Origin of the sequence: Paraburkholderia sp. GAS32 (genome assembly GCF_050434225.1) — a bacterium.
GTDB classification, from domain to species: domain Bacteria; phylum Pseudomonadota; class Gammaproteobacteria; order Burkholderiales; family Burkholderiaceae; genus Paraburkholderia; species Paraburkholderia madseniana.
In genome coordinates this window covers 409,854-429,242 of the sequence record NZ_JBNPVS010000001.1, presented here as the reverse complement: position 1 = coordinate 429,242, position 19,389 = coordinate 409,854, and the positions used below count along the sequence as shown (strand labels likewise).

18 protein-coding genes are annotated in these 19,389 nt (G+C 61.9%); 10 read left to right on the top strand and 8 right to left on the bottom strand.

Annotated features, from left to right (window positions below):
- Nucleotides 1-92: 92 nt before the first annotated feature.
- Both P3T25_RS01940 and P3T25_RS01935 read left to right on the top strand, forming a co-directional pair.
- Nucleotides 93-1,175: an ABC transporter ATP-binding protein gene (locus tag P3T25_RS01940; RefSeq protein WP_429357341.1), complete on the top strand. Its 1,083-nt coding sequence runs from the start codon at nt 93-95 to the stop codon at nt 1,173-1,175.
- Between the two features lie 84 nt (nt 1,176-1,259).
- Nucleotides 1,260-2,123: a MurR/RpiR family transcriptional regulator gene (locus tag P3T25_RS01935; protein ID WP_054035598.1), complete on the top strand. Its 864-nt coding sequence runs from the start codon at nt 1,260-1,262 to the stop codon at nt 2,121-2,123.
- Nucleotides 2,124-2,172: 49 nt separating this feature from the next.
- Here the strand turns inward: P3T25_RS01935 and P3T25_RS01930 are convergent, their stop codons facing one another.
- The 4 genes from P3T25_RS01930 to P3T25_RS01915 form a co-directional block, all read right to left on the bottom strand.
- Complete coding sequence (locus tag P3T25_RS01930) at nt 2,173-3,210, bottom strand: MerR family transcriptional regulator (RefSeq protein WP_429357340.1); 1,038 nt, start codon at nt 3,208-3,210, stop codon at nt 2,173-2,175.
- Nucleotides 3,211-3,336: 126 nt separating this feature from the next.
- A complete protein-coding gene (locus P3T25_RS01925) occupies nt 3,337-4,875 on the bottom strand; it encodes a Fic family protein (protein ID WP_429357339.1) in 1,539 nt (512 codons plus the stop codon).
- Between the two features lie 214 nt (nt 4,876-5,089).
- On the bottom strand, nt 5,090-5,923 hold the full coding sequence (locus P3T25_RS01920; RefSeq protein WP_168435778.1) for an IclR family transcriptional regulator: 834 nt from the start codon (nt 5,921-5,923) through the stop codon (nt 5,090-5,092).
- Nucleotides 5,920-6,777 (bottom strand): IclR family transcriptional regulator, encoded by an 858-nt coding sequence (locus tag P3T25_RS01915; protein WP_168435779.1) that lies wholly within the window; start codon nt 6,775-6,777, stop codon nt 5,920-5,922. Before P3T25_RS01915 ends, P3T25_RS01920 begins: the two co-directional genes overlap by 4 nt.
- Before the next feature lie 285 nt (nt 6,778-7,062).
- On the opposite strand from P3T25_RS01915, the gene P3T25_RS01910 reads away from it, so the two are divergent.
- From P3T25_RS01910 to P3T25_RS01890, 5 genes are all read left to right on the top strand, one after another.
- Nucleotides 7,063-8,022, top strand: coding sequence for an MBL fold metallo-hydrolase (locus tag P3T25_RS01910; protein WP_054035596.1), 960 nt, complete (start codon nt 7,063-7,065; stop codon nt 8,020-8,022).
- Between the two features lie 63 nt (nt 8,023-8,085).
- Entirely contained in the window at nt 8,086-9,795 is a 1,710-nt protein-coding gene (locus P3T25_RS01905; protein WP_429357338.1) for an FAD-dependent oxidoreductase, read from the top strand.
- Nucleotides 9,796-9,845: 50 nt separating this feature from the next.
- Complete coding sequence (locus P3T25_RS01900) at nt 9,846-10,082, top strand: DUF2783 domain-containing protein (protein ID WP_154562371.1); 237 nt, start codon at nt 9,846-9,848, stop codon at nt 10,080-10,082.
- Nucleotides 10,083-10,269: 187 nt separating this feature from the next.
- Complete coding sequence (locus P3T25_RS01895; RefSeq protein ID WP_429357337.1) at nt 10,270-11,598, top strand: MFS transporter; 1,329 nt, start codon at nt 10,270-10,272, stop codon at nt 11,596-11,598.
- An 81-nt stretch (nt 11,599-11,679) separates the two neighbouring features.
- A complete protein-coding gene (locus P3T25_RS01890) occupies nt 11,680-12,378 on the top strand; it encodes a 4'-phosphopantetheinyl transferase family protein (protein ID WP_429357336.1) in 699 nt (232 codons plus the stop codon).
- Here P3T25_RS01890 and P3T25_RS01885 read toward each other — a convergent pair.
- The 3 genes from P3T25_RS01885 to P3T25_RS01875 all read right to left on the bottom strand — a co-directional run bounded on the left by P3T25_RS01885 (nt 12,375) and on the right by P3T25_RS01875 (nt 14,508).
- Nucleotides 12,375-13,220, bottom strand: a complete 846-nt coding sequence (locus tag P3T25_RS01885; protein ID WP_429357335.1) for a hypothetical protein — start codon at nt 13,218-13,220, stop codon at nt 12,375-12,377. The two genes, P3T25_RS01890 and P3T25_RS01885, sit on opposite strands and share 4 nt — an antisense overlap.
- Before the next feature lie 12 nt (nt 13,221-13,232).
- Nucleotides 13,233-13,712 carry a hypothetical protein gene (locus P3T25_RS01880; RefSeq protein WP_429357334.1) on the bottom strand — a complete coding sequence of 160 codons (480 nt, stop codon included), beginning with the start codon at nt 13,710-13,712 and terminating at the stop codon, nt 13,233-13,235.
- Between the two features lie 127 nt (nt 13,713-13,839).
- Nucleotides 13,840-14,508: a nitroreductase family protein gene (locus tag P3T25_RS01875; protein ID WP_429357350.1), complete on the bottom strand. Its 669-nt coding sequence runs from the start codon at nt 14,506-14,508 to the stop codon at nt 13,840-13,842.
- Nucleotides 14,509-14,765: 257 nt separating this feature from the next.
- Here P3T25_RS01875 and P3T25_RS01870 point away from each other — a divergent pair, with 257 nt between their 5' ends.
- On the top strand, nt 14,766-16,001 hold the full coding sequence (locus tag P3T25_RS01870) for a YbfB/YjiJ family MFS transporter (protein WP_429357333.1): 1,236 nt from the start codon (nt 14,766-14,768) through the stop codon (nt 15,999-16,001).
- Nucleotides 16,002-16,088: 87 nt separating this feature from the next.
- Nucleotides 16,089-17,234 (top strand): alpha-hydroxy acid oxidase, encoded by a 1,146-nt coding sequence (locus P3T25_RS01865; protein WP_429357332.1) that lies wholly within the window; start codon nt 16,089-16,091, stop codon nt 17,232-17,234.
- Between the two features lie 46 nt (nt 17,235-17,280).
- On the opposite strand, the gene otsA is transcribed toward P3T25_RS01865, so the two are convergent.
- Nucleotides 17,281-18,708 (bottom strand): alpha,alpha-trehalose-phosphate synthase (UDP-forming), encoded by a 1,428-nt coding sequence (otsA, locus tag P3T25_RS01860; RefSeq protein WP_429357331.1) that lies wholly within the window; start codon nt 18,706-18,708, stop codon nt 17,281-17,283.
- A 340-nt stretch (nt 18,709-19,048) separates the two neighbouring features.
- Here otsA and P3T25_RS01855 point away from each other — a divergent pair, with 340 nt between their 5' ends.
- Nucleotides 19,049-19,300 (top strand): hypothetical protein, encoded by a 252-nt coding sequence (locus P3T25_RS01855; RefSeq protein WP_266239106.1) that lies wholly within the window; start codon nt 19,049-19,051, stop codon nt 19,298-19,300.
- Nucleotides 19,301-19,389: the final 89 nt, after the last annotated feature.

The following is a 19,389-nucleotide window of genomic DNA, read 5'->3' as shown; positions in this document are numbered from 1 at the left end:
CTTTGAACTGCTTTGACCCGATGGCGCGGCGTGTGCTTTGCTCGATGAAGCAAGGCAGCACGTTCGCATGACAGCACGACGATGAGGACAGCATGGCAGCAGTGCAACTGAGCGGCATCTTCAAACGCTATGGCGACACGCAAGTGGTGCACGGCATCGATCTTCATATCGACGACGGCGAGTTCGTCGTGCTGGTCGGCCCGTCGGGTTGCGGCAAGAGCACGCTGATGCGCATGGTGGCGGGGCTCGAAGAAATCAGCGGCGGCGATCTGATGATTGGCGGCACGCGCGCGAATACGCTTGCACCGCAGCAGCGCAATATTTCGATGGTGTTCCAGAGCTACGCGCTCTATCCGCATCTGTCGGTCTACGAAAACATTGCGTTCGGGCCGCGGATTCGCAAGGAATCGTCGGCGAGTTTCAAGCCGCGGATCGAAGCTGCGGCGAAGATGTTGAACCTCGGCAGTTATCTGGATCGCTTGCCGCGTGCGCTGTCAGGTGGTCAACGTCAGCGGGTGGCGATGGGCCGCGCGGTGGTGCGCGAGCCGTCGCTGTTCCTCTTCGACGAACCGCTGTCCAATCTCGACGCCAAACTGCGCGTGCAGATGCGCACGGAAATCAAGGCGCTGCATCAGCGTCTGAAGAATACGGTGATCTACGTCACGCACGATCAGATCGAAGCGATGACGATGGCCGACCGCATCGTTGTGATGAACGCCGGGCGGATCGAGCAGGTCGGCCGTCCGCTCGACCTGTACGACCGTCCGGCGAATCTGTTCGTCGCGAGCTTCCTCGGTTCGCCGTCGATGAATTTTGCGGAAGGCGTGTTGGTCAATCGCACGGATGGGCAGGGTTTCGCGTTAAAACTCACGGACGGTGGCGAGATCGTGCTGGAAGGCACGCCGGCCTCGGCGGTGGTCGGAGGAAAGATCACACTCGGTGTACGACCCGAACACATTGAAACGATGGCTGACAAGCCGGACACCACGATGGAAGTCGAAGTGGTCGAGCCGACTGGCGCGGAGACCCATTTGTACGGGAAAATAGGCGGCAACACGTGGTGCGTGACGACTCGCCAGCGCTCGAAAGTCGAGCCCGGTCAGCGCGTCACGCTGCGTCTGCCGGCCGAGCATATTCATCTGTTCGATACGGAGAGTGGACGCAGGCTGGTCTGAACCGCGTGTTGCCGCTTGAGGCTGATTCAAGCTGATTGAAGCTGCGATGCGACGCGGATTCATTTAACCCTTAAGGAACACCGGGTGTCCGCACCGAACTTGATTCCCCACATCCGCGGCGCGCTGGCCAATCTGCGGCCCGCCGAGCGCAAGGTTGCCGAGATGGTGCTGAGCGACGTCGACTTTGCGATGCGCGCGAGCATCACCGAACTCGCCCAGCGTGCGGACGTGTCCGAGCCTTCCGTCACGCGCTTTTGCCGCGCGATCGGCGCGCATGGTCTGCGCGACTTCAAGATGCAATTGGCGCAGAGCGTGGCGGGCGGGGTGCCGTATGCGTCGACAGCGGTTGCGCGTGACGATGACGTGCAGACGTTGATGGACAAGGTGGGTGAGGCTGCTGTCGATGGGATCACGCATGCGTGTGCTGCGTTGGATCCGGCGGTGGTTGAGAGTGCGATTGCGGCGTTGTCGAGTGCAGGGCGGGTTTTCTTCTTTGGCGTTGGGTCGGGTTCGGGGCTTGTTGCGCAAGATGCGGCTTTGAGGTTTTTGCGGCTGGATATTGCGGCTACTGCGTTTACTGATGGTCATTTGCAGCGGCTTTATGCGGGGCTCATGGAACCCGGTGATGTGGCGTTTGCGATTTCGCATTCGGGGCGCAGCGTCGAAGTGAATGAAAGCATTCAGATCGCCAAGGAGCGTGGCGCTACGACGATTGCGCTGACGAATGTGGGTTCGCGGCTCGCGTGGCTCGTCGATATTCCGCTGCTGCTGCGCGTGCCGAGTCCGATCGATCCGAATACGCCAGGCGTGTCCCGGCTCGTGCATCTGTGCATCATGGATGCGTTGGCGATTGGCGTCGCGTTGAAGGCGCGGCCCAAGACGCTTGAAAAGATGCGGCACGCGAAGGCGCGGTTGTCGTCGCATGAGCCGGAAGCGGCGGGGGATTGAGCGGGAAGGGTGGTCCGCTTCACGAACCCTGCGACGAACGCGTGAACAGTCACGCTGCTTGAGGACGCCAGGCGATCATGCCCGCCGTCCGCGCACGAACCTCCGGCGAGGCTAAACAGGTGGCAACGGCTTCGTATCCCGGCGTGCCTGGGTAGGGGGCGACGAGAGTGGGCGGACTGTGATTGGCTGGGCACAGGATGATCGATTCATTTGGACCGATTGCTGCCAGATCCAGGATCGCTGAAGAGCGCGTCATCAGAAACAGCAGACGTCCACCCACTTTGGCGCGTTGGCGAAGATGGATGATTAATGCTTCCTGCGTCGCCTGATCTAACCCTTGCTCCACCATGTCGACGACGAGGGCAGCCGGACCTTCGGATTCCAGTTCGACGAGTAGAGCGATTAACGCTTCCGATTCTGCTGCGCCTTCTCCGATGAGCCACGCCAGAGTCTGATCCACTCGCGATTTGAGCCCTGCATCGGCTTCAAGGCGGGCTACGGTCGCGGCATTTCCATCGTTTAGCCGCTCGAGGCCCAGGAAAGCGGCATTCGGTATGTTCTCAGCCAGGCATTTCGCCAGCCGCGTCTTGCCGCTTCCCAACGGACCGATGATGTAGTTCAGCGGTCGGATGTCGCGAAGTTCGAACCGTTCGCCACCCCACGGCCACGGGAGATCAAAAGCTGTGGTGAATTCCGAGGAAGGATTGAGCAGGCGTGCCAGCTCTCCATCGGCAGGTGCCTGACCTCGTGCAAGATCGGACCGGAGCCCCCTGACCTTGGCTATCGCGCCCACGAGCTGGCGAATTTCCGCTTCAAGCCTCGCCTCGTGGGCAGCCAACGCGGGTTCCAGACTCTGAGGGTCACCTTCCAACACTTGTGCCACTTGGGCGAGGCTGAGGCCGAGCGCGCGCAGGGCCACGATCTCCGCCGCACGATTCATCTCCTCGGGACCGTAGGTACGATACCCAGCGACCGTGCGTGCCGGCGTCACCAAGCCTCGCTGTTCATAGAGCCGCAGGGCTTTAGTCGAGACGCCGAGCTGTCCCGCCGCTTCGGAAGCACTTAAAAATGGAGTGGAACAACGCATGAGTCACCTCTTCGTTTGCTGACCACTCACATCATGGAGTTGGCCCTTGGGGCCGAGTCAACGAGATATTGAACGGTGCGGCGCCGCTTTCGTGTTTGTTTCGCGTCAGCCGTGCGCCGGTGATGACTAACGGTTGTTCTCTTCCGAAAATGCTTCGGTAATCGCCTGCACGATTTGCGCACTCAACTCTGGCCGCTCGTCAAACAGCGGATAGCGCTTGCGCAGTGTGTTCGACACGCTGTTGTCATTCTGCCGGACGCTTCGAATGATGCCGTCCAGATCGTTGTCTGGCGCCTCGAGAAATTCCTTGATGGCGCGCCGTGCTGAGTCGTTGGCGTGCAGAAAGCGCGCTTCGGTGCGCATTTCATGCGTTAGCGTCATGTCGATCACGTCAGCAAGATAGATGACGTGCGCGGTCAGATCCGGATAGCGCCACGCGGGCAGTGCGTCGTCATAGGCGCGGAAGTGCAGGTTGTATTCGACACCGTCGTCCGCGATCTCGGTCTTGCCGAACGTGTACTGGTCGGCATAGTGATTCATCAACGGGCGCGAAAAGCGTTCGAGCACTTTGTCATAAGCGGCGCGATCGCGCGTGCTGTGGGTGATCGTGGCGGATACCGGCAAGATAATTGGCGCAGGCACCGCGCCGTCGCGACGCAGAATGTCGTTGATCAGGAAGCGTGAAATGCGGCCGTTACCGTCGGCCATAGGGTGCACATAGACGAAGCCGAACGATGCCGCGGCAGCACGCACGATAGACGCGCCCCCTTCGGTCCGTTCCAGAAAGCGGCTGAGTCCTGCCAGCATCGTTTCGATGTGTTCCCAATGCGGCGCGATGTAGTCGACCACCGGTTGATAACGTGCGATGTGTCCCACATACACCGGGGAGCGGCGGATGCCGTAACGCAGGGCCGACTGTCCCAGGATGCCGCGTTGCAAGACGTCGAGCGTTTCGGCGTCGAACGGATTCGCATGCTGTCCGCATTCGCTTTCCATGACCGCGGCAAAGCGGCGGATTCGATCCTCTTTGTCCTGCTCGTGTTCAATCAGAAAGCTCGCGCGGCTCTCTTTGACCGTCAGCCAGACGGAGCTGCGCATGATCAGATCGATGCCATAGTCCGCTTCCAGTTCGGCAAGCGGTGCGGCAAGGTTATAAGCTTCGGCGCGCTGAACCGCTTCGACACGTCGAATCACCGGGCAGAAGTCCCGATTGCCCGGCAGGTTGTCGCGCACACGCCAACGCGCGTTGTTGACCGGGGTACCTACGATGAAGTCCTCGGGATTCAGTGCATCGACATAGTTTCCCCGGGAGACGCCCGGCACGTCCAACGGCGCCGGCATCAGCCATTCATAGAAGAAGCAGGCGCGGCGAGCGTACGCGCCAGTGGGCTCGCGGGCGATCCATGCCTCTAACTCATGGCGTACCGGCTGCAGTGCATAAAGCCGAGCGAGGAATTCCAGATGGATGCCCTCGTGCCGGAAGGCGAAAGTCAGGTTATCGGTCAGGCTGGCGGCCGGGCGATAGGGTTCGGGGTAGACCTCCCGGCGGATGTCGCCGTCGGTGGACGTGGAGCGAATCCGTCCGATTTCGCTTTGTACGGCGAACGGGTGAACCGGTACGACGCCGTACGTATTGGATAGCCATTGATAACCGATCTGCGGCATGATTTTCGATCCGGGGTGGCTGGGGCGCGGGCGAGGGCGCGCTGTTTCGCTCAGTTTCGATTATTCGACTCTCAAAACGATTACAAAACGCCTGTTTTCTAAAAAAACGATTATACGGCGTCTGCACATCGTTTCGATTACTCGGCCCTCAAAACGATTACAAAACGCCTGTTTTTCAAAAAAACGATTACTTTTCCTTCTCGAGGCCGCTGATTCAGGTCCCGGACAGCGCCATCCACCCGAACCGCCGCGACAACCTCAGCGTCGCGGCTCGCAAAGTATGCGCGGGACCGCCCGTGAGCTCGCTATCGAAGCTGCCGCTCGGCCCCATCACCGCGAGCACCAGACAGATGCTGCCGGTATGGTCCAACACCGGCGCAGCCAAGGTGTTGATACCCGGCACAGGCCGGCTTAACGCGGTATCGATGCCATCCGCGCGGATTTGCGCGAGCCGCTGCGCATAGGCCTTTGTCTCCCCCGCCTCAGCCCCCGCCAGCCGCAAATGATCCTGCGCCAGCAGCCCATGACGCACGTCGTCCGCGACATAAGCAGCAAACACACGCCCAATCGCCGTATTCACCAGCGACATCACCGTGCCGACCCGCAAGCTCACATGCAGCGGCCGCGCGGACTCTTCCAGTCGCACGACGGTCGGCCCGAGCGGCCCAAGCACCGCCATCGCGACACTCATTCCCGTCGATACCGCCAGTTCGACCACTTCCGGCTCGGCTTCCCGCGTCGGCGACAAACGCTGCAAGCCGATCAGCCCCAGTTCAAGCGCTAAAGGCCCGGCTTCGAAACAACCCGCAGCATCGCGGTTCAGCAAACCTATCTTGAGCAGACTTACCAGATGCGGAAACGCTTTGGCCGGGGGCATGCCCGCAGCGGCCGCAAGATCGCGCAAGCTCAACGGCCGCGCAGCAGCAACCAGCGCACCAAGTAATTCGCCCGTGCTATCGAGCGACTGGATACCGCGCTGCGGTTTCGCATCGGCGGAAGTGGCAGAAGCGCCGGAGGCAGCGTAAGAGGTGTCGAGAGAGTCGGTCACGATGCTGAAGAAGCCAACAAGGAAGGCGCTGCCGCAAGTTCAGCACTGATGTCATGAGCCGCAGCAAGCAGCGCGCGAGCCGTCGGGCCATCGGCGGCAACGTCGATCGCGCCCGTCGAGCCGATCACGGTCAGCGCGAGGCACAAGCGGCCGTCCGCATCGAGCACCGGTGCGCTCAAACTGCTGATACCTGGACTCGGCGCATCGACGCTGCATTCCAATCTGCGTGCGCGGATAGCATCTAAAGCCGCTTCGAACGTGGCACGTTCATCAGGCGGCGTCATCGCGCTACTCGCAGCACCCGACTGATTCGCCCACATCCCCGCCAACGCCTCGCGTGGCAGAAAAGCGCAAAACACGCGACCCGTCGACGTCGCCGGCAGCGACATCACCGTGCCCACATGCAGATTCACATGCAACGGAAATCCCACGTGCTCATAGCGGACGATGGTCGGCCCTTGCGGCCCGGCAATACAGATCGCGACGCTGAACCCGATCGTTTCGGCCAAAGCCACGACGCGCGGCACGGCGGCGCGAAACGCCGGCTGGTTCTCCAGATGCATCAAACCCAGCCGCAACGACAGCGGACCCGGTTCATAACGGCCCGACAATTCGTCGCGTTTGATCAGACCTAAGCGGCTCAAGCTCACCAGATAAGCGTGCGCTTGCCCCGGCGCGATCTGCGCGGCGGTGGCGAGATCGGACAAAGCCAGCGGGCTGCGCGCCTGCGCGAGCGCCAGCAACACGCGGCCGCCTACTTCAACGCTTTGAATCCCGCGCTGCGTTTTGCCGCCATCCGCCGTCTCGTTGCCGCCTGAGCCTTTGCCGGTGGCCGATTTCGCTGCTTTGCTCACGCCCGCGCTCGTCCGTAAAAAGGGTCCATGTTAGCCGAAGCCCCGCGCGAAAGCCGCGCCTTCCTGTTCTTATCTTAGGCTGCCAGGGATTTGCGTATAGCGATACATTTCGCTATTGACAAATAAACCGGCCCGGCCATAAGATGCATTCACCCCGACATACCGGTGCAGTCACAGAGTCAAAACGGGGCGAGACAAGCCTCCAATACCGTCAGCCCGCGCCTCTGAAATCCGAACGCGCAGCCGGCCGTCTCGCCTCACGTCCAACATTTGAGGGAGACAAGCATGGCAAAGGCATTCGCATCCCAGGCCGACCTGGAAGTCAAGAAAGTCACGTGGACCAAGCTATCCGAGAACGCCTACGCGTACACCGCTGAAGGCGATCCGAACTCGGGCGTGATCATCGGCGACGACGGCGTGCTGATCGTCGACACCACCGCCACGCCGGCCATGGCGCAAGACCTCATCGCGAAGATTCGCAGCGTCACCGACAAGCCGATCAAATACGTCGTGCTGTCGCACTACCACGCCGTGCGCGTGCTCGGCGCGTCGGCGTATTTCGAAGAAGGCGCGCAACAGGTGATCGCGAGCCGCGGCACGTACGAGATGATCGTCGAGCGCGGCGAGCAGGACATGAAGTCGGAAATCGAGCGCTTCCCGCGTCTCTTCGCCGGTGTCGAAACGGTGCCGGGCCTGACGTGGCCGACGCTCGTGTTCGAAAAAGAAATGACGCTGTTCCTCGGCAAGCTCGAAGTGCGTATCGCGCATCTGGGCGCGGGTCACACGAAGGGCGATACGGTGGTGTGGCTCCCGTCGCAGAAGGTGCTGTTCTCCGGCGACCTGGTCGAATACGACGCAGCCTGCTATTGCGGCGATGCTCAACTCGAACAATGGCCGGCCACGCTCGAAGCGCTGCGCGCGCTGAAGGCGGAAAAGCTGGTGCCGGGTCGCGGTCCTGCATTGACCACGCCGGAAGACGTCAACAAAGGCCTCGACTACACGAAGGACTTCGTCACTACGCTGTTGCAGCAGGGCCGCGAAGCCGTCGAACAGAAGCTCGATCTGAAGGCCGCGATGGCGCACACGCGCAAGGCAATGGATCCGAAGTTCGGCCATGTGTTCATCTACGAACACTGCCTGCCGTTCGACGTCTCGCGGGCTTTCGATGAAGCGAGCGGCATCACGCATCCGCGCATCTGGACCGCGCAACGCGACAAAGAAATGTGGGACGCGCTGCAAGCCTGATAACAGCATCGAAACGCCGGAAAGCGTCAAGCAGAGCAGAGCGGAGAAGGACGGAGACACAAGATGAGCATCAACTACCAGACGCTGTCGTTCGACTATAAGCCGTGCCGGGAGCAGGCCGGGCAGGGCGATGCGGAACAGGTGGCCTATCCCGTGATCGTGGTCGGCGCGGGGCCGGTGGGCCTCGCTACCGCGATCGATATCGCGCAACAGGGCGTGCCGGTTGTGCTGGTCGACGACGATTGTTCGTTGTCCACCGGTTCGCGAGCGATCTGCTTCTCGAAGCGCTCGCTCGATATTTTCGACCGGCTCGGCTGCGGGCAGCGCATGGTGGACAAGGGCATCAGTTGGAATGTCGGCAAGGTGTTCCTGAAAGATGAACTGGTGTACACGTTCAATCTGCAACCTGAAGCGGGCCACAACCGGCCCGCATTCATCAACCTGCAGCAGTACTACGTCGAAGGCTTTCTGCTCGAACGCGCGCAGGAGATGCCGAATCTCGAGATCCGCTGGAAGAGCAAAGTGGTCGGCGTGCAGCAGAGCGGCACGACTGGCACTGCGCAAGCCAGCGTGACGCTGACCGTCGATACGCCGAACGGTCAGTACCCGTTGCGCGGCCGCTATGTGGTGGCCGCCGACGGCTCGCGCAGTCCGATGCGCAATCTGATGGGACTCGACAGCCACGGCGTCACGTTCAAAGATCGCTTCCTGATCGCGGACGTGAAGATGGAAGCGGAGTTTCCGACTGAGCGTTGGTTCTGGTTCGATCCGCCGTTCCATCCGAATCAATCGGTGCTGTTGCATCGTCAGCCGGATAACGTGTGGCGGATCGATTTCCAGTTGGGCTGGGACGCCGATCCGGTGCTGGAAAAAACGCCTGAACGCGTGATCCCGCGCGTGCGTGCGTTGCTTGGACCGGAGGCGAAGTTCGAGCTGGAATGGGTCAGCGTCTATACGTTTTCGTGTTTGCGGATGGATCGTTTCCGGCACGGCAACGTGTTGTTCGCGGGCGATTCCGCGCATGGCGTGTCGCCGTTCGGCGCACGTGGCGCGAATAGCGGCGTGCAGGACGCGGAAAACCTCGCATGGAAACTGGCGATGGTGCTCGAAGGCAAAGCCTCCGACGCGTTGCTCGACACGTATGCAAGCGAGCGCGAATTCGCCGCCGACGAAAACATCCGCAACTCCACCCGCTCGACCGATTTCATCACGCCGAAGAGCCCGGTTAGCCGCGTGTTTCGCGACGCTGTGCTGAAGCTCGCGCGGCATCATCCGTTTGCACGGCAGTTGACGAATAGCGGCCGCCTGTCGGTGCCGGCGGTGTTGCGTGATTCCCCGCTGAATACGTCGGACAACGACAGTTTTGAAGGTCTGATGGTGCCAGGGGCATCGTGCGTCGATGCGCCGGTTCATGCCGCCGGGCAACCGGCATGGCTGTTACAGCAACTCGGTCAGCAGTTCACGGGCGTGTTGTTCTGTGGCTCGGAAGGTATCGATCAGGCGACGCAAGCTGCGTTGGATGCATTGCGAAGCGGGCCGATTCCGCTGAAGCTTGTCGTGGTGACGAGTAACGATGCGCAGATCGATGCGGCTTTGGGTGCAAAGGTTGTGCACGACGTCGACGGTCTTGCAGCCGCTCGTTACGACGGCAAACCCGGCACGTTCTATTTGATCCGGCCGGACCAGCATGTGTGCGCGCGTCGTCGGCAACTCGACGCGAGCTTTGTGGAAGGTGCGTTGAAGCGAGCGTTGTGCGTTGAGGGCACGGCCTGAAGGTAGGGCAAACGCAGCACATCGGCAAAAGAAAATAGCAGGAGACAGTGATGGCATTAAACACGCAACCCAATCTCGCCCGCCCCGACGATTTCTACGAGGCACTGATCGACATGCATCGGGATCTGGACGATGCGCAAAGTCAGTCAGCCAACGCGCAACTGATCCTGTTGCTCGCCAATCATATTGGCGATCACGCGACGCTGCTCGAAGCGATGCGGCATGCACGTGAAGGCGTGACCGATGCTTCGGGGCAAGGTGCGCAGACGCGTTCGCTGGCTGCCTGAACACGCGGCGCGGCGAGTAGTAACGATAAAACGCTGCACGCGCGTGGCCGTTCGAGCCACGCGCAATCCACCACGGCGCGCGGCGCATCGATACCGCCGCATGCCGTTCCAGTAGAAAACCGAAACGCGGCGCATCAAGACGCCGGACCCAGCGGGTCCGTTGGACCCTCACGTTTGGAGATGACCCATGAGCCAATCCCTCGCCCCCACGCTCGCGCCGGGCGCATCCGCTGCTGTGCACGACGACTTGTTATATCGCAAGGTCTCGACGCGGATCATTCCGTTTCTGTTTCTGTGTTACGTGGTGTCGTTTCTCGACCGCATTAATATCGGCTTCGCGCAATTGCAGATGAAGCATGACCTCGGTTTCAGCGACGCCATGTATGGTTTGGGCGCAGCGGTCTTCTATATCGGTTACGTGTTGTGTGAAGTGCCGAGCAATATGCTGCTCGCGCGCTTCGGCGCGCGCCGCACCTTCACGCGGATCATGCTGCTGTGGGGCATCGCATCGGTCGGCATGATGCTGGTGTCGAAGCCCACGCACTTCTACGTGCTGCGTTTTATGCTCGGCGTGTTCGAAGCGGGGTTCTTCCCCGGCATCGTGCTGTATCTGACCTACTGGTATCCGGCGCGGCGGCGCGCAGCCGTGCTGTCGATTTTCTTCGCGGGCGTCGCAGTGGCGGGTGTGCTCGGCGGCCTGGTGTCCGGCTGGATAATGCGCGATATGGGCGGCGTGATGGGGCTGTTCGGCTGGCAGTGGATGTTCGTGATCGAAGGTGCGCCGGCCATCGTACTCGGCCTGCTTGCCGCGTTTTATCTGGTTGACGGTCCGCAGCATGCAACGTGGCTCAACGACGCTGAGAAGGCGAAACTGATCGTGCAGCGCGATGAAGACCGCCGCGTTTCATCGGACGCGCATTCATCGCGTTCCGTCATGCAGGCGCTGCGTAACCCGCGGGTGTATCTGTTCGCGTTCATCTATTTCTCGCTGACCTGCGCGTCGTTGACGCTGAACTTCTGGATGCCGCTGATGATTCGCGACTTCGGTGTTCACGATGTGCTGGCGATCAGCCTGTACACCGTGATTCCGAATGCGGTCGGCGCAGTGGGCCTGATTCTGATTGCGCGGAATTCGGATCGTCGTGGCGAACGGCGCAGGCACTTTGCAGTTTGCACGATCGGCGGCGGCATCGCGTTGTCTCTGCTAACGCTGCATTTGAGCAGCTTCCCGGCGATGCTCGCGATTCTCTCGCTGGCTGCCGTGCTGATCTTCGCCGCGTTGCCGATTTTCTGGACCGTGCCATCGGGCTATCTGTCCGGCACTGCAGCGGCGGCCGGCATTGCGTTGATCAGCAGCATCGGCATTACGAGCGGGATTGTCAGCCCGTGGGTGATCGGTCTGATCAAGACGCACACGGGCAGCATGGACAATGCGTTGTATGTACTGACCGCGCTATTGTTCGTCAGCGGCGTGGCGTTGCTGATTGGCGTGCCGAAGGAAACGAAGCGAATCTAAAGATCGAAGGGGTTCGGACGTCATATCGGGTAGAGTCGCGCATATTCCTTGCGACTCTTACGAGTGAGGCCCGAACCTGCAATGCATTCCGTCGAACCTGTTCCCTTGCCGCATGACGGCCCGTCCGATGTCTCATTGTGGCGAGTCGATTTCGCTTTCGACGCGTCGTTGGAGGATGCCGCCTTCGCCGCGCTCAGCGACGACGAACGCGCGCGAGCCGGCAAATTTCTCCGCCACGAAGACGCGCTGCGTTTCGCGTCCGTGCGCGTGGCGCTGCGCGAGCAACTCGCGCAGTGTCTCGGCATCGCGGCACACACCGTCCGGTTCGAACTCGACGAAAACCATCGCCCGCATCTAGCCGATTCCAACGCGCTCGACTTCAACGTATCGCATGCAGGCTCGCATGGGCTCATCGCGATGTCGCCTAAGCGGCGTGTCGGCGTCGATATCGAACATCGCAGCGACAGCTTCGATTGGCATTCCATCGCGACATTGACGCTCGATGCAAGCGAGGCGGCATGGATCGACCACCTCGATGTTGAAGAGCAGTGCGCCGCGTTTTACGACGCATGGGTCGCCAAAGAAGCGCTCGTCAAAACCACGGGAGTGGGCATCACGCGCGGCTTGCAGCATCTGACGGTGCTGCCGCGTGATAGCGCCGAGGTGACGCTACGCAATGAGATTCCGGAGGACATGCGCGCGATTGCCGCGCGCTGGATCGCGGCGCCTGAAGCCTATGCGGCATGTGTGGCGTGGTCGACGAAAACGTTCACCCGCTAAACGTTTCGTTCGCCAAACACCAGCGCCTTCGGCCATCCAACCGCATGCACTTGCGTGACGGGCTGGGCGAGTGCAACCGCCGCGCGAATCTTGCCCGACATCGGTAGATCGAGCACATGCCAGCGGCCATGTTCGGCAAGATCGAACGCACAGGATGCGGCATCGCTCGAGAGCAGATCCAGATCGATATCGACCGGCGCATAGCGCAACGCATTGCACAAGCTGCCATAACGCACGCGTTGGCGTGAGGTTTCCCGCGTGTCGTCAAGCGCGGCGCCCGGCGAGGGTACGGCGACGCTCAGACCAAGCGTCGTCGACGCAATGCCGATCACGATCCAGATGCCGGCGTACGCGATATCGATCGTGATGCCGCGGCCGTCGTGCGGATGTCGCGCGCGCAGCTTCTCGTTGCCGTCGTCCTGCAGATCGACCGCATGCGGCTCGCAGTCGAACAGATTCGCGACGATCCAGCGAGTCACCACGCGTGCGCTGATAAAGCGTTTGCGTAGCGCCGCGTTCGGGTGAAGCCGTGCGCGTTCGCGCTCTCCCTTCGACAGCCACGTCTCGCCTTCCTGCACCGGCACCGGCAACCATTCGCAGCGGAACCGCCACAGATGCAACTCACCCGCGCGTGGCGCGGCGACGCTGTGCGGATAGTGGCGCGTTAGCGGATGGGACACGAATTGCGGCGCGGCCGCGCTGACGATCGCGCGTGCGGTCCGAGCAGGTTGAACCGGTCGAGCAGGTTGATCGGCTTGCAAGGCGTTAGCGCTATTCGTCGCCTGCGAGTCGATGCTGTCACGCACACGCGGCGGCGCGAGATAAGCGAGTTCCGACGGCATACGCTCGGGTCCTCAATGCATATAGGTGACGCGGCGCGCTTGCACGTCGAGTTCGACACCGGCGTCGAGCAGATCGATAGCGAACCAGCGGATCAGCTTCAACACGCCACTGACGGCCGGACCCGGCAGCCATTCGCTCAAGATGCGCAATGCAGCGCCGCTGTGCGTCTTTTGCAGCAGCGCGATGGTTTGCAGGATCACGGCTTCGTCCTTGCCGAGATCGCTGGCGCAGCGGCATCGCATGTCGAGCGGACGATAGGACACGTGCATCAGCGAACGCATCAGCAGATCGAAATGTTCGATGCCGTCCTGCCGCAAGCCCACGCCGATCAGGATGTCGCGCCAGTGCACCCCGCCGCGCACGGTTTCACATGCCGGCCGCAGCCAGGTGCGCACGGCGCTGAGGACCGTGCGATCGGGCGCGTCGGTGGAATCCGTGACGTGATCGTCGACCAGTTCAGGACGGCTGCTGTATTGAGAGCGGAAGTTCATCGAGACTCCTGAATGGACACGGTCCAATGAGTCGCGCCGGCCTGATCGGAGGAGGCCACGTCGCAGGCCAGCGCTTGTCGCTCGCGACGGATAGGCGGTGACGCGGTGCGTGCGCCAGGTGCTTGCTTCAATTTTTGGCCGGCTGCGGCGGTAGCCATTCGCGCACATGTTCGCTGCGTGCCGGACGTGCCGTTGCCTGGTCCGAGTTTTTCGACGTGCCGACAAACAGGAAGCCGAGCAGCCGCTCATTCGGTGCGAAGCCCAACGCGTCGTGCAGTTGCGCTTCATAGCTGTCCGGTCCCGTGGACCAGAAGCCGCCGTAGCCGAGCGCGTGGATCGCATTCAGCATGTTCATCGTGGCTGCGCCGACCGCCAGCAATTGCTCGACCTCGGGTATCTTCGGATGGGCCGACAGCGCCGCGCCGAGCGCGATCACAAGTGGCGCCGCGTAAGCCTTCTGCCGCCGATGCGCATGCGCGGAGCGCGGGTCGCCCGGCGAACGGGCGCAGGCGAGGTCGACCAGCACGTCGCCGAGCTGGCCGCGTGCGTCGCCGCGGATCGTCACGAAGCGCCACGGCCGCAGATTGCCGTGATCGGGCGCGCGCAAGGCCGCATCGAAGATCAGATCGAGCTCGGCGTCGGCCGGGGCCGGTTCGGTGAGCGGCCATTGGGATTGGCGCGACAGCAGCACTTCAAGTGCGGCCGTCGTCTTGGATCCGGCGGCGGTGTCAGGCGTCGCGGTGGCGGCTGTGCGTTGGCTTTCGGTTTCTGGGCGGCTGATATCTAGCGTGATCATGATTTCGGAGTCGGCGGGTGTCATGGGTGTCATGATGAGCCAATTTCAAGGTAAATGCAAATCATTCGCATTTAGAAAATGAATTTGACAGAGTATTGAACTGAGGTTCGGCACTGGCTGCGCGCGGCCAGAAGGCCTTGCAGCTGGGCGTCGGGCGCCTGATCCGCAACTAACCGTCAGCCGAGGGGAGCGCCCCCAGATATGATGGCGAAATGCCGCAGCAAGCCTGCCGCATCCTTGTCTACCCACGCTAGCCAATGCCGACAAAATCTCTCGACGCCGCATCGACCGCCACGCCCACCGAAGCGGCGCAGCGCCTCCCCACCTTGATGCTGGCCGCCGGCCTGTCCTTAGGCAGCGCGATCGCATTGGGCCTCGCGCGCTTCGCTTACGCGTTGCTGTTGCCGTCGATGAAACTCGACCTCGGCTGGAGCTTTGCTCAAGCCGGCGCGATGAATACCGCCAATGCGCTGGGCTATCTGCTGGGCGCGCTGGCTTTTCCGCGGCTCGCGCGCCGCTGGTCGGCCGGGACATTGTTCGGCGCGGGCTGCGTGGCCACTGCGCTGCTGATGGCCATCAGCGGTTTGCTGGACGACACGCATTCGCTACTCGCGCTGCGCGTGATCACCGGCGTGAGCAGTGCGGCGGTTTTCGTCAGCGGCGGCGTGCTGGCGGCGCGGCTTGCGTCGGCGAGACCGCACGATGCGGGGCTTGTCCTCGGCTTGTATTACGGCGGGACCGGTTGGGGCATCGTCGCTTCGTCGGTACTCGTGCCGTTGACGATTTTCAACGTCGTGCATGGCTGGCAGTTTGCGTGGTTCGCGCTGGCCGTTGCGTGCGCGGTGTTCTCCGCGATCGCCATCGGCGCCGCTAGAAAAATCGAAAGCGTGCACGCGATGGGGTCCTCGACCGCGCATGCTTCCGATACCGCCGACGCGCCACGTTGGCCGCGTTTCAGCCCCGCACTGGCGGGCTACGGATTGTTCGGCGTCGGCTATATCGGCTACATGACGTTCATCGTCGCGCTGCTGCGCAATGCGGGCATGAGCGCGGTGGTGGTGACAGGCTTCTACCTGTTGCTAGGCGTGGCGACGGTCGTTTCGGCACGCTTGTGGTCCAGTCTGCTCGACCGCATGCGCGGCGGCCACGCGCTCGCCATACTCAACGCGTTGCTCGCGGTGGCGACACTGTTGCCCGCGTTGTTCACGCAACCGTGGGTGGCGTTTGTCTCCGGCGTGCTGTTCGGCGCGACGTTTCTCTCGGCCGTGGCGTCGACCACGGCTTTCGTGCGCCACAATCTGCCGGCGAGCCACTGGGGCAAGGGCATCAGCGCATTCACGATCGTGTTCGCGTTCGGACAGATCGTCGGGCCGATGGTGATCGGCTGGGTCTCGGATGGCGCGGGTCTCGCACGCGGGCTGGTCTATTCCGCCTTGCTGCTCGCGGCCGGCGCGGTGCTGGCGGCTTGCCAGAAGCCGTTACGCGGAGCCTGACTGAATGATCCCCAGGTATTCCCGGAGTTCCAGGCGAGTGTCTTAAGCACGTACACTCATCGCTTGTTCCCTGCGCTGAGAGAAACCGTGCCTGTCATCACCTGCATCGAAGATTTACGCGTGCTTGCCGAGCGGCGTGTGCCGCGCATGTTCTACGACTACGCCGACAGTGGCTCGTGGACCGAAAGTACCTACCGCGCCAATGAAAGCGACTTCCAACGCCTGAAGTTGCGCCAGCGCGTGGCGGTCAACATGGCGGGCCGCAGCACGCGCACGGAAATGATCGGTCAGGCGGCCGCCATGCCCGTGGCGCTCGCGCCGACGGGGTTGACCGGCATGCAGCATGCCGACGGCGAAATCCTGGCGGCGCGCGCGGCGGAGAAGTTCGGCGTCCCGTTCACCTTGTCCACGATGAGCATCTGCTCGATCGAGGACGTGGCCGCCCAGACCACCCAACCGTTCTGGTTCCAGCTTTACATGATGCGCGACCGCGATTTCATCATGCGGCTGATCGAGCGCGCTCGCGCGGCACGGTGCAGCGCCTTGATGCTGACGCTGGACCTGCAGATCCTCGGCCAACGCCACAAGGACATCAAGAACGGGTTGTCGGCGCCGCCCAAATTGACCCCTGCGAACCTCATCAACCTCGCGACCAAACCGCGCTGGTGCCTCGGCATGCTCGGCACCCGGCGGCGCACCTTCGGCAACATCGTCGGTCATGCGAAGGGCGTGGGCGATCTGTCGTCCCTGAGCTCGTGGACCGCCGAGCAGTTCGATCCGGCGCTGAGCTGGGCAGATGTCGAGTGGGTCAAGAAGATGTGGGGCGGCAAACTCATTCTGAAAGGCATCATGGATGTCGAAGATGCGCGCCTTGCTGCCGACAGCGGTGCTGACGCGTTGATCGTCTCCAACCACGGCGGCCGTCAACTCGACGGTGCGCCTTCTTCGATTTCGGTGCTCCCCGAGATCGCACGCGAGGTCGGCTCGCGCATCGAAGTGTGGATGGATGGCGGCATCCGCAGCGGACAGGACGTGCTGAAAGCCGTTGCGCTCGGCGCGAAAGGTACGCTGATCGGCCGCAGCTTCCTCTATGGGTTAGGTGCAATGGGAGAGGAGGGTGTTACCCGGTGCCTGCAGATCATCCAGAAGGAACTGGACATCACCATGGCCTTCTGCGGGCACAGGGATATCCGTCAGGTGGACGAGCGGATCCTGCTGCCTGACAGGCGTTGAAGGCGGACGCCAGGCGCGACGTCTGGCGTCTGGCAGTCGCCGGTGTTCAGCCAGATGTTCGGCCTATGCCGTTCTCCGTCACTTCATTCGGCTCGCAGTCTTCCAACGCTTGCAGAAACGTCGAACTCCACCAGTGCACATCGAACTTGCGGATGCGGTTAAGAAGCGCTTCATGCCGGTTGATCCGCTCGTCGAGCGACATGGTTAGCGCCCGCTGAATGGCCTGCGCCGTGCCTTGCGTGTCGTAGGGATTGACCAGCAGCGCTTCCTTCAATTGCTCGGCGGCCCCGGCAAAACGCGAAAGCACCAGCATGCCTGGGTCGGCAGCGTCCTGCGCCGCGATGAATTCCTTTGCGACCAGATTCATCCCGTCCCGCAAGGGCGTGACGAGCGCCACCCGACTCGCGCGATAAAGACCTGGCAGGCGCTTACGGGCCACGTTCCGATGAATGTAGCGTACCGGCATCCAGTCCAGTTCACCAAAGTCGCCGTTGATCGCGCCGCACAGGCTATCCATCTGACGCCGCAGATCGTCGTAGGCACCGACGTCCTCGCGGCTCGGGGAAGCGATCTGGATCAGCGTCGCGCTATCGCGGTTTTCCGGGTAGTAGGTCAGCAGCTCGCGGAAAGCATGGACGCGTTGCGGCAGCCCCTTCGAATAGTCCAGCCGGTCGACGCCTACCAGCAAACGCCGCCGCGAATACTCGTCACGCATCCGGACGAACATGTCGCGGCCTTCCTTCGAGTCGGCAAGACGCTTGAAATCGTCGACGTCGATGCCGATGGGATAGGCGCCGACCCGCAGCGTTCGATTGAATGCCCGAAGGCGATCCGGACTCAAGCGTTGCGCGTGCGCTTCCGATTCGACGTAGTGAGAAAAATGCGTCAGGTCGGCTTCGCTCTGGAAGCCCACCAGATCGTATGCAAAGAGCGAGCGCATCAGCCATTCGTGTTCCGGAATCGCTGCCATGATCAGCGGCGGCGGCATCGGAATATGCAGGAAGAAGCCAATGCGGTTGGTGCATCCCATGGCGCGCAATTCGGCCGCGAGCGGGATCAGTTGGTAATCGTGAACCCAGATGAGGTCGTCCGGTTTCAGGAGCGGCAGCAGTTTTTGCGCGAATAACTGGTTGACCCTGCGATAGCCCGCTGCGAATCGCGTGTCGAAATTGGCCAGGTCCAGCCGGTAGTGGAATACCGGCCACAGGACATCGTTGGAGTAGCCCAGGTAATACGTGTCGTGATCCTCGCGGCTCAGATCAAGCGTCGCAAGCGTGACGTTGCCGGCCGTTTGGACATGAACTTCCCCCTGGCCGGATTGCGTGCCATCCGCAGCTTCCCGGATCTTGCCGCTCCAGCCGAACCAGAGCCCGCCAGTTTGTTGCAGGCTTTCTCGTACTGCTACGGCGAGTCCGCCGGCTGCAGGCTTGCGAGGGTCGGCAGTGCGATTTGAAACGACGACGAGACGACTCATGAGGTCCTTGTGCTGTTGCGTTCACATGCGATATCCGGCGCGGCCAGCCGTGCCGGACAAGGATCACTTCCTGATTGACGCAGTTTACTATGTCGTCAGCACATGCTTACGACTGCGCTTCGCCCGTACGCTTCGCTCCTACCGCCTCGCGTGTGTGCGGGCCCGTGCAAGTTAACGATTTCTTCAGATTGCCTCGATAGTGATTTCGGTAGTCCGACCGCAACATGAGACAAGCGCTACGAACGAGACGCCGTGTGCGAAGTCGTTCGAAACGCCATTGCGGCCAACCGCTTGTTCGTCTGTTGACCGTGCCCGCATTACCTTGCTGGAGTCAGTCAACATGAAAACACTTCGACTCGTGGCGACGTGCGCCGTCGCCCTCTTTTTTGGACAAGCGTGGGCGCAAGACAACCCGGTGCAGTCTGCAACACCACCTGCCGCTCAGGACGTCGGCGGCACAACCAGCTCGTCGGCAGGCGAATCAGGATCCGCAGCGAAGCTCACGCGACAACAGGTTTACCAGGACCTTATTCGTTCACGGCAAAGCGGAGAACAAAGCCGCCTGTGGGGCGACCTCTACCACGGCCAATGAAGAACCGGCGCCGTGCGCCGCCCGCCGGCCTTCACGTCGAAGGGCGTAATACGCGCAACGTATGACGGTGCAAGTGGAGGCCCAACGGT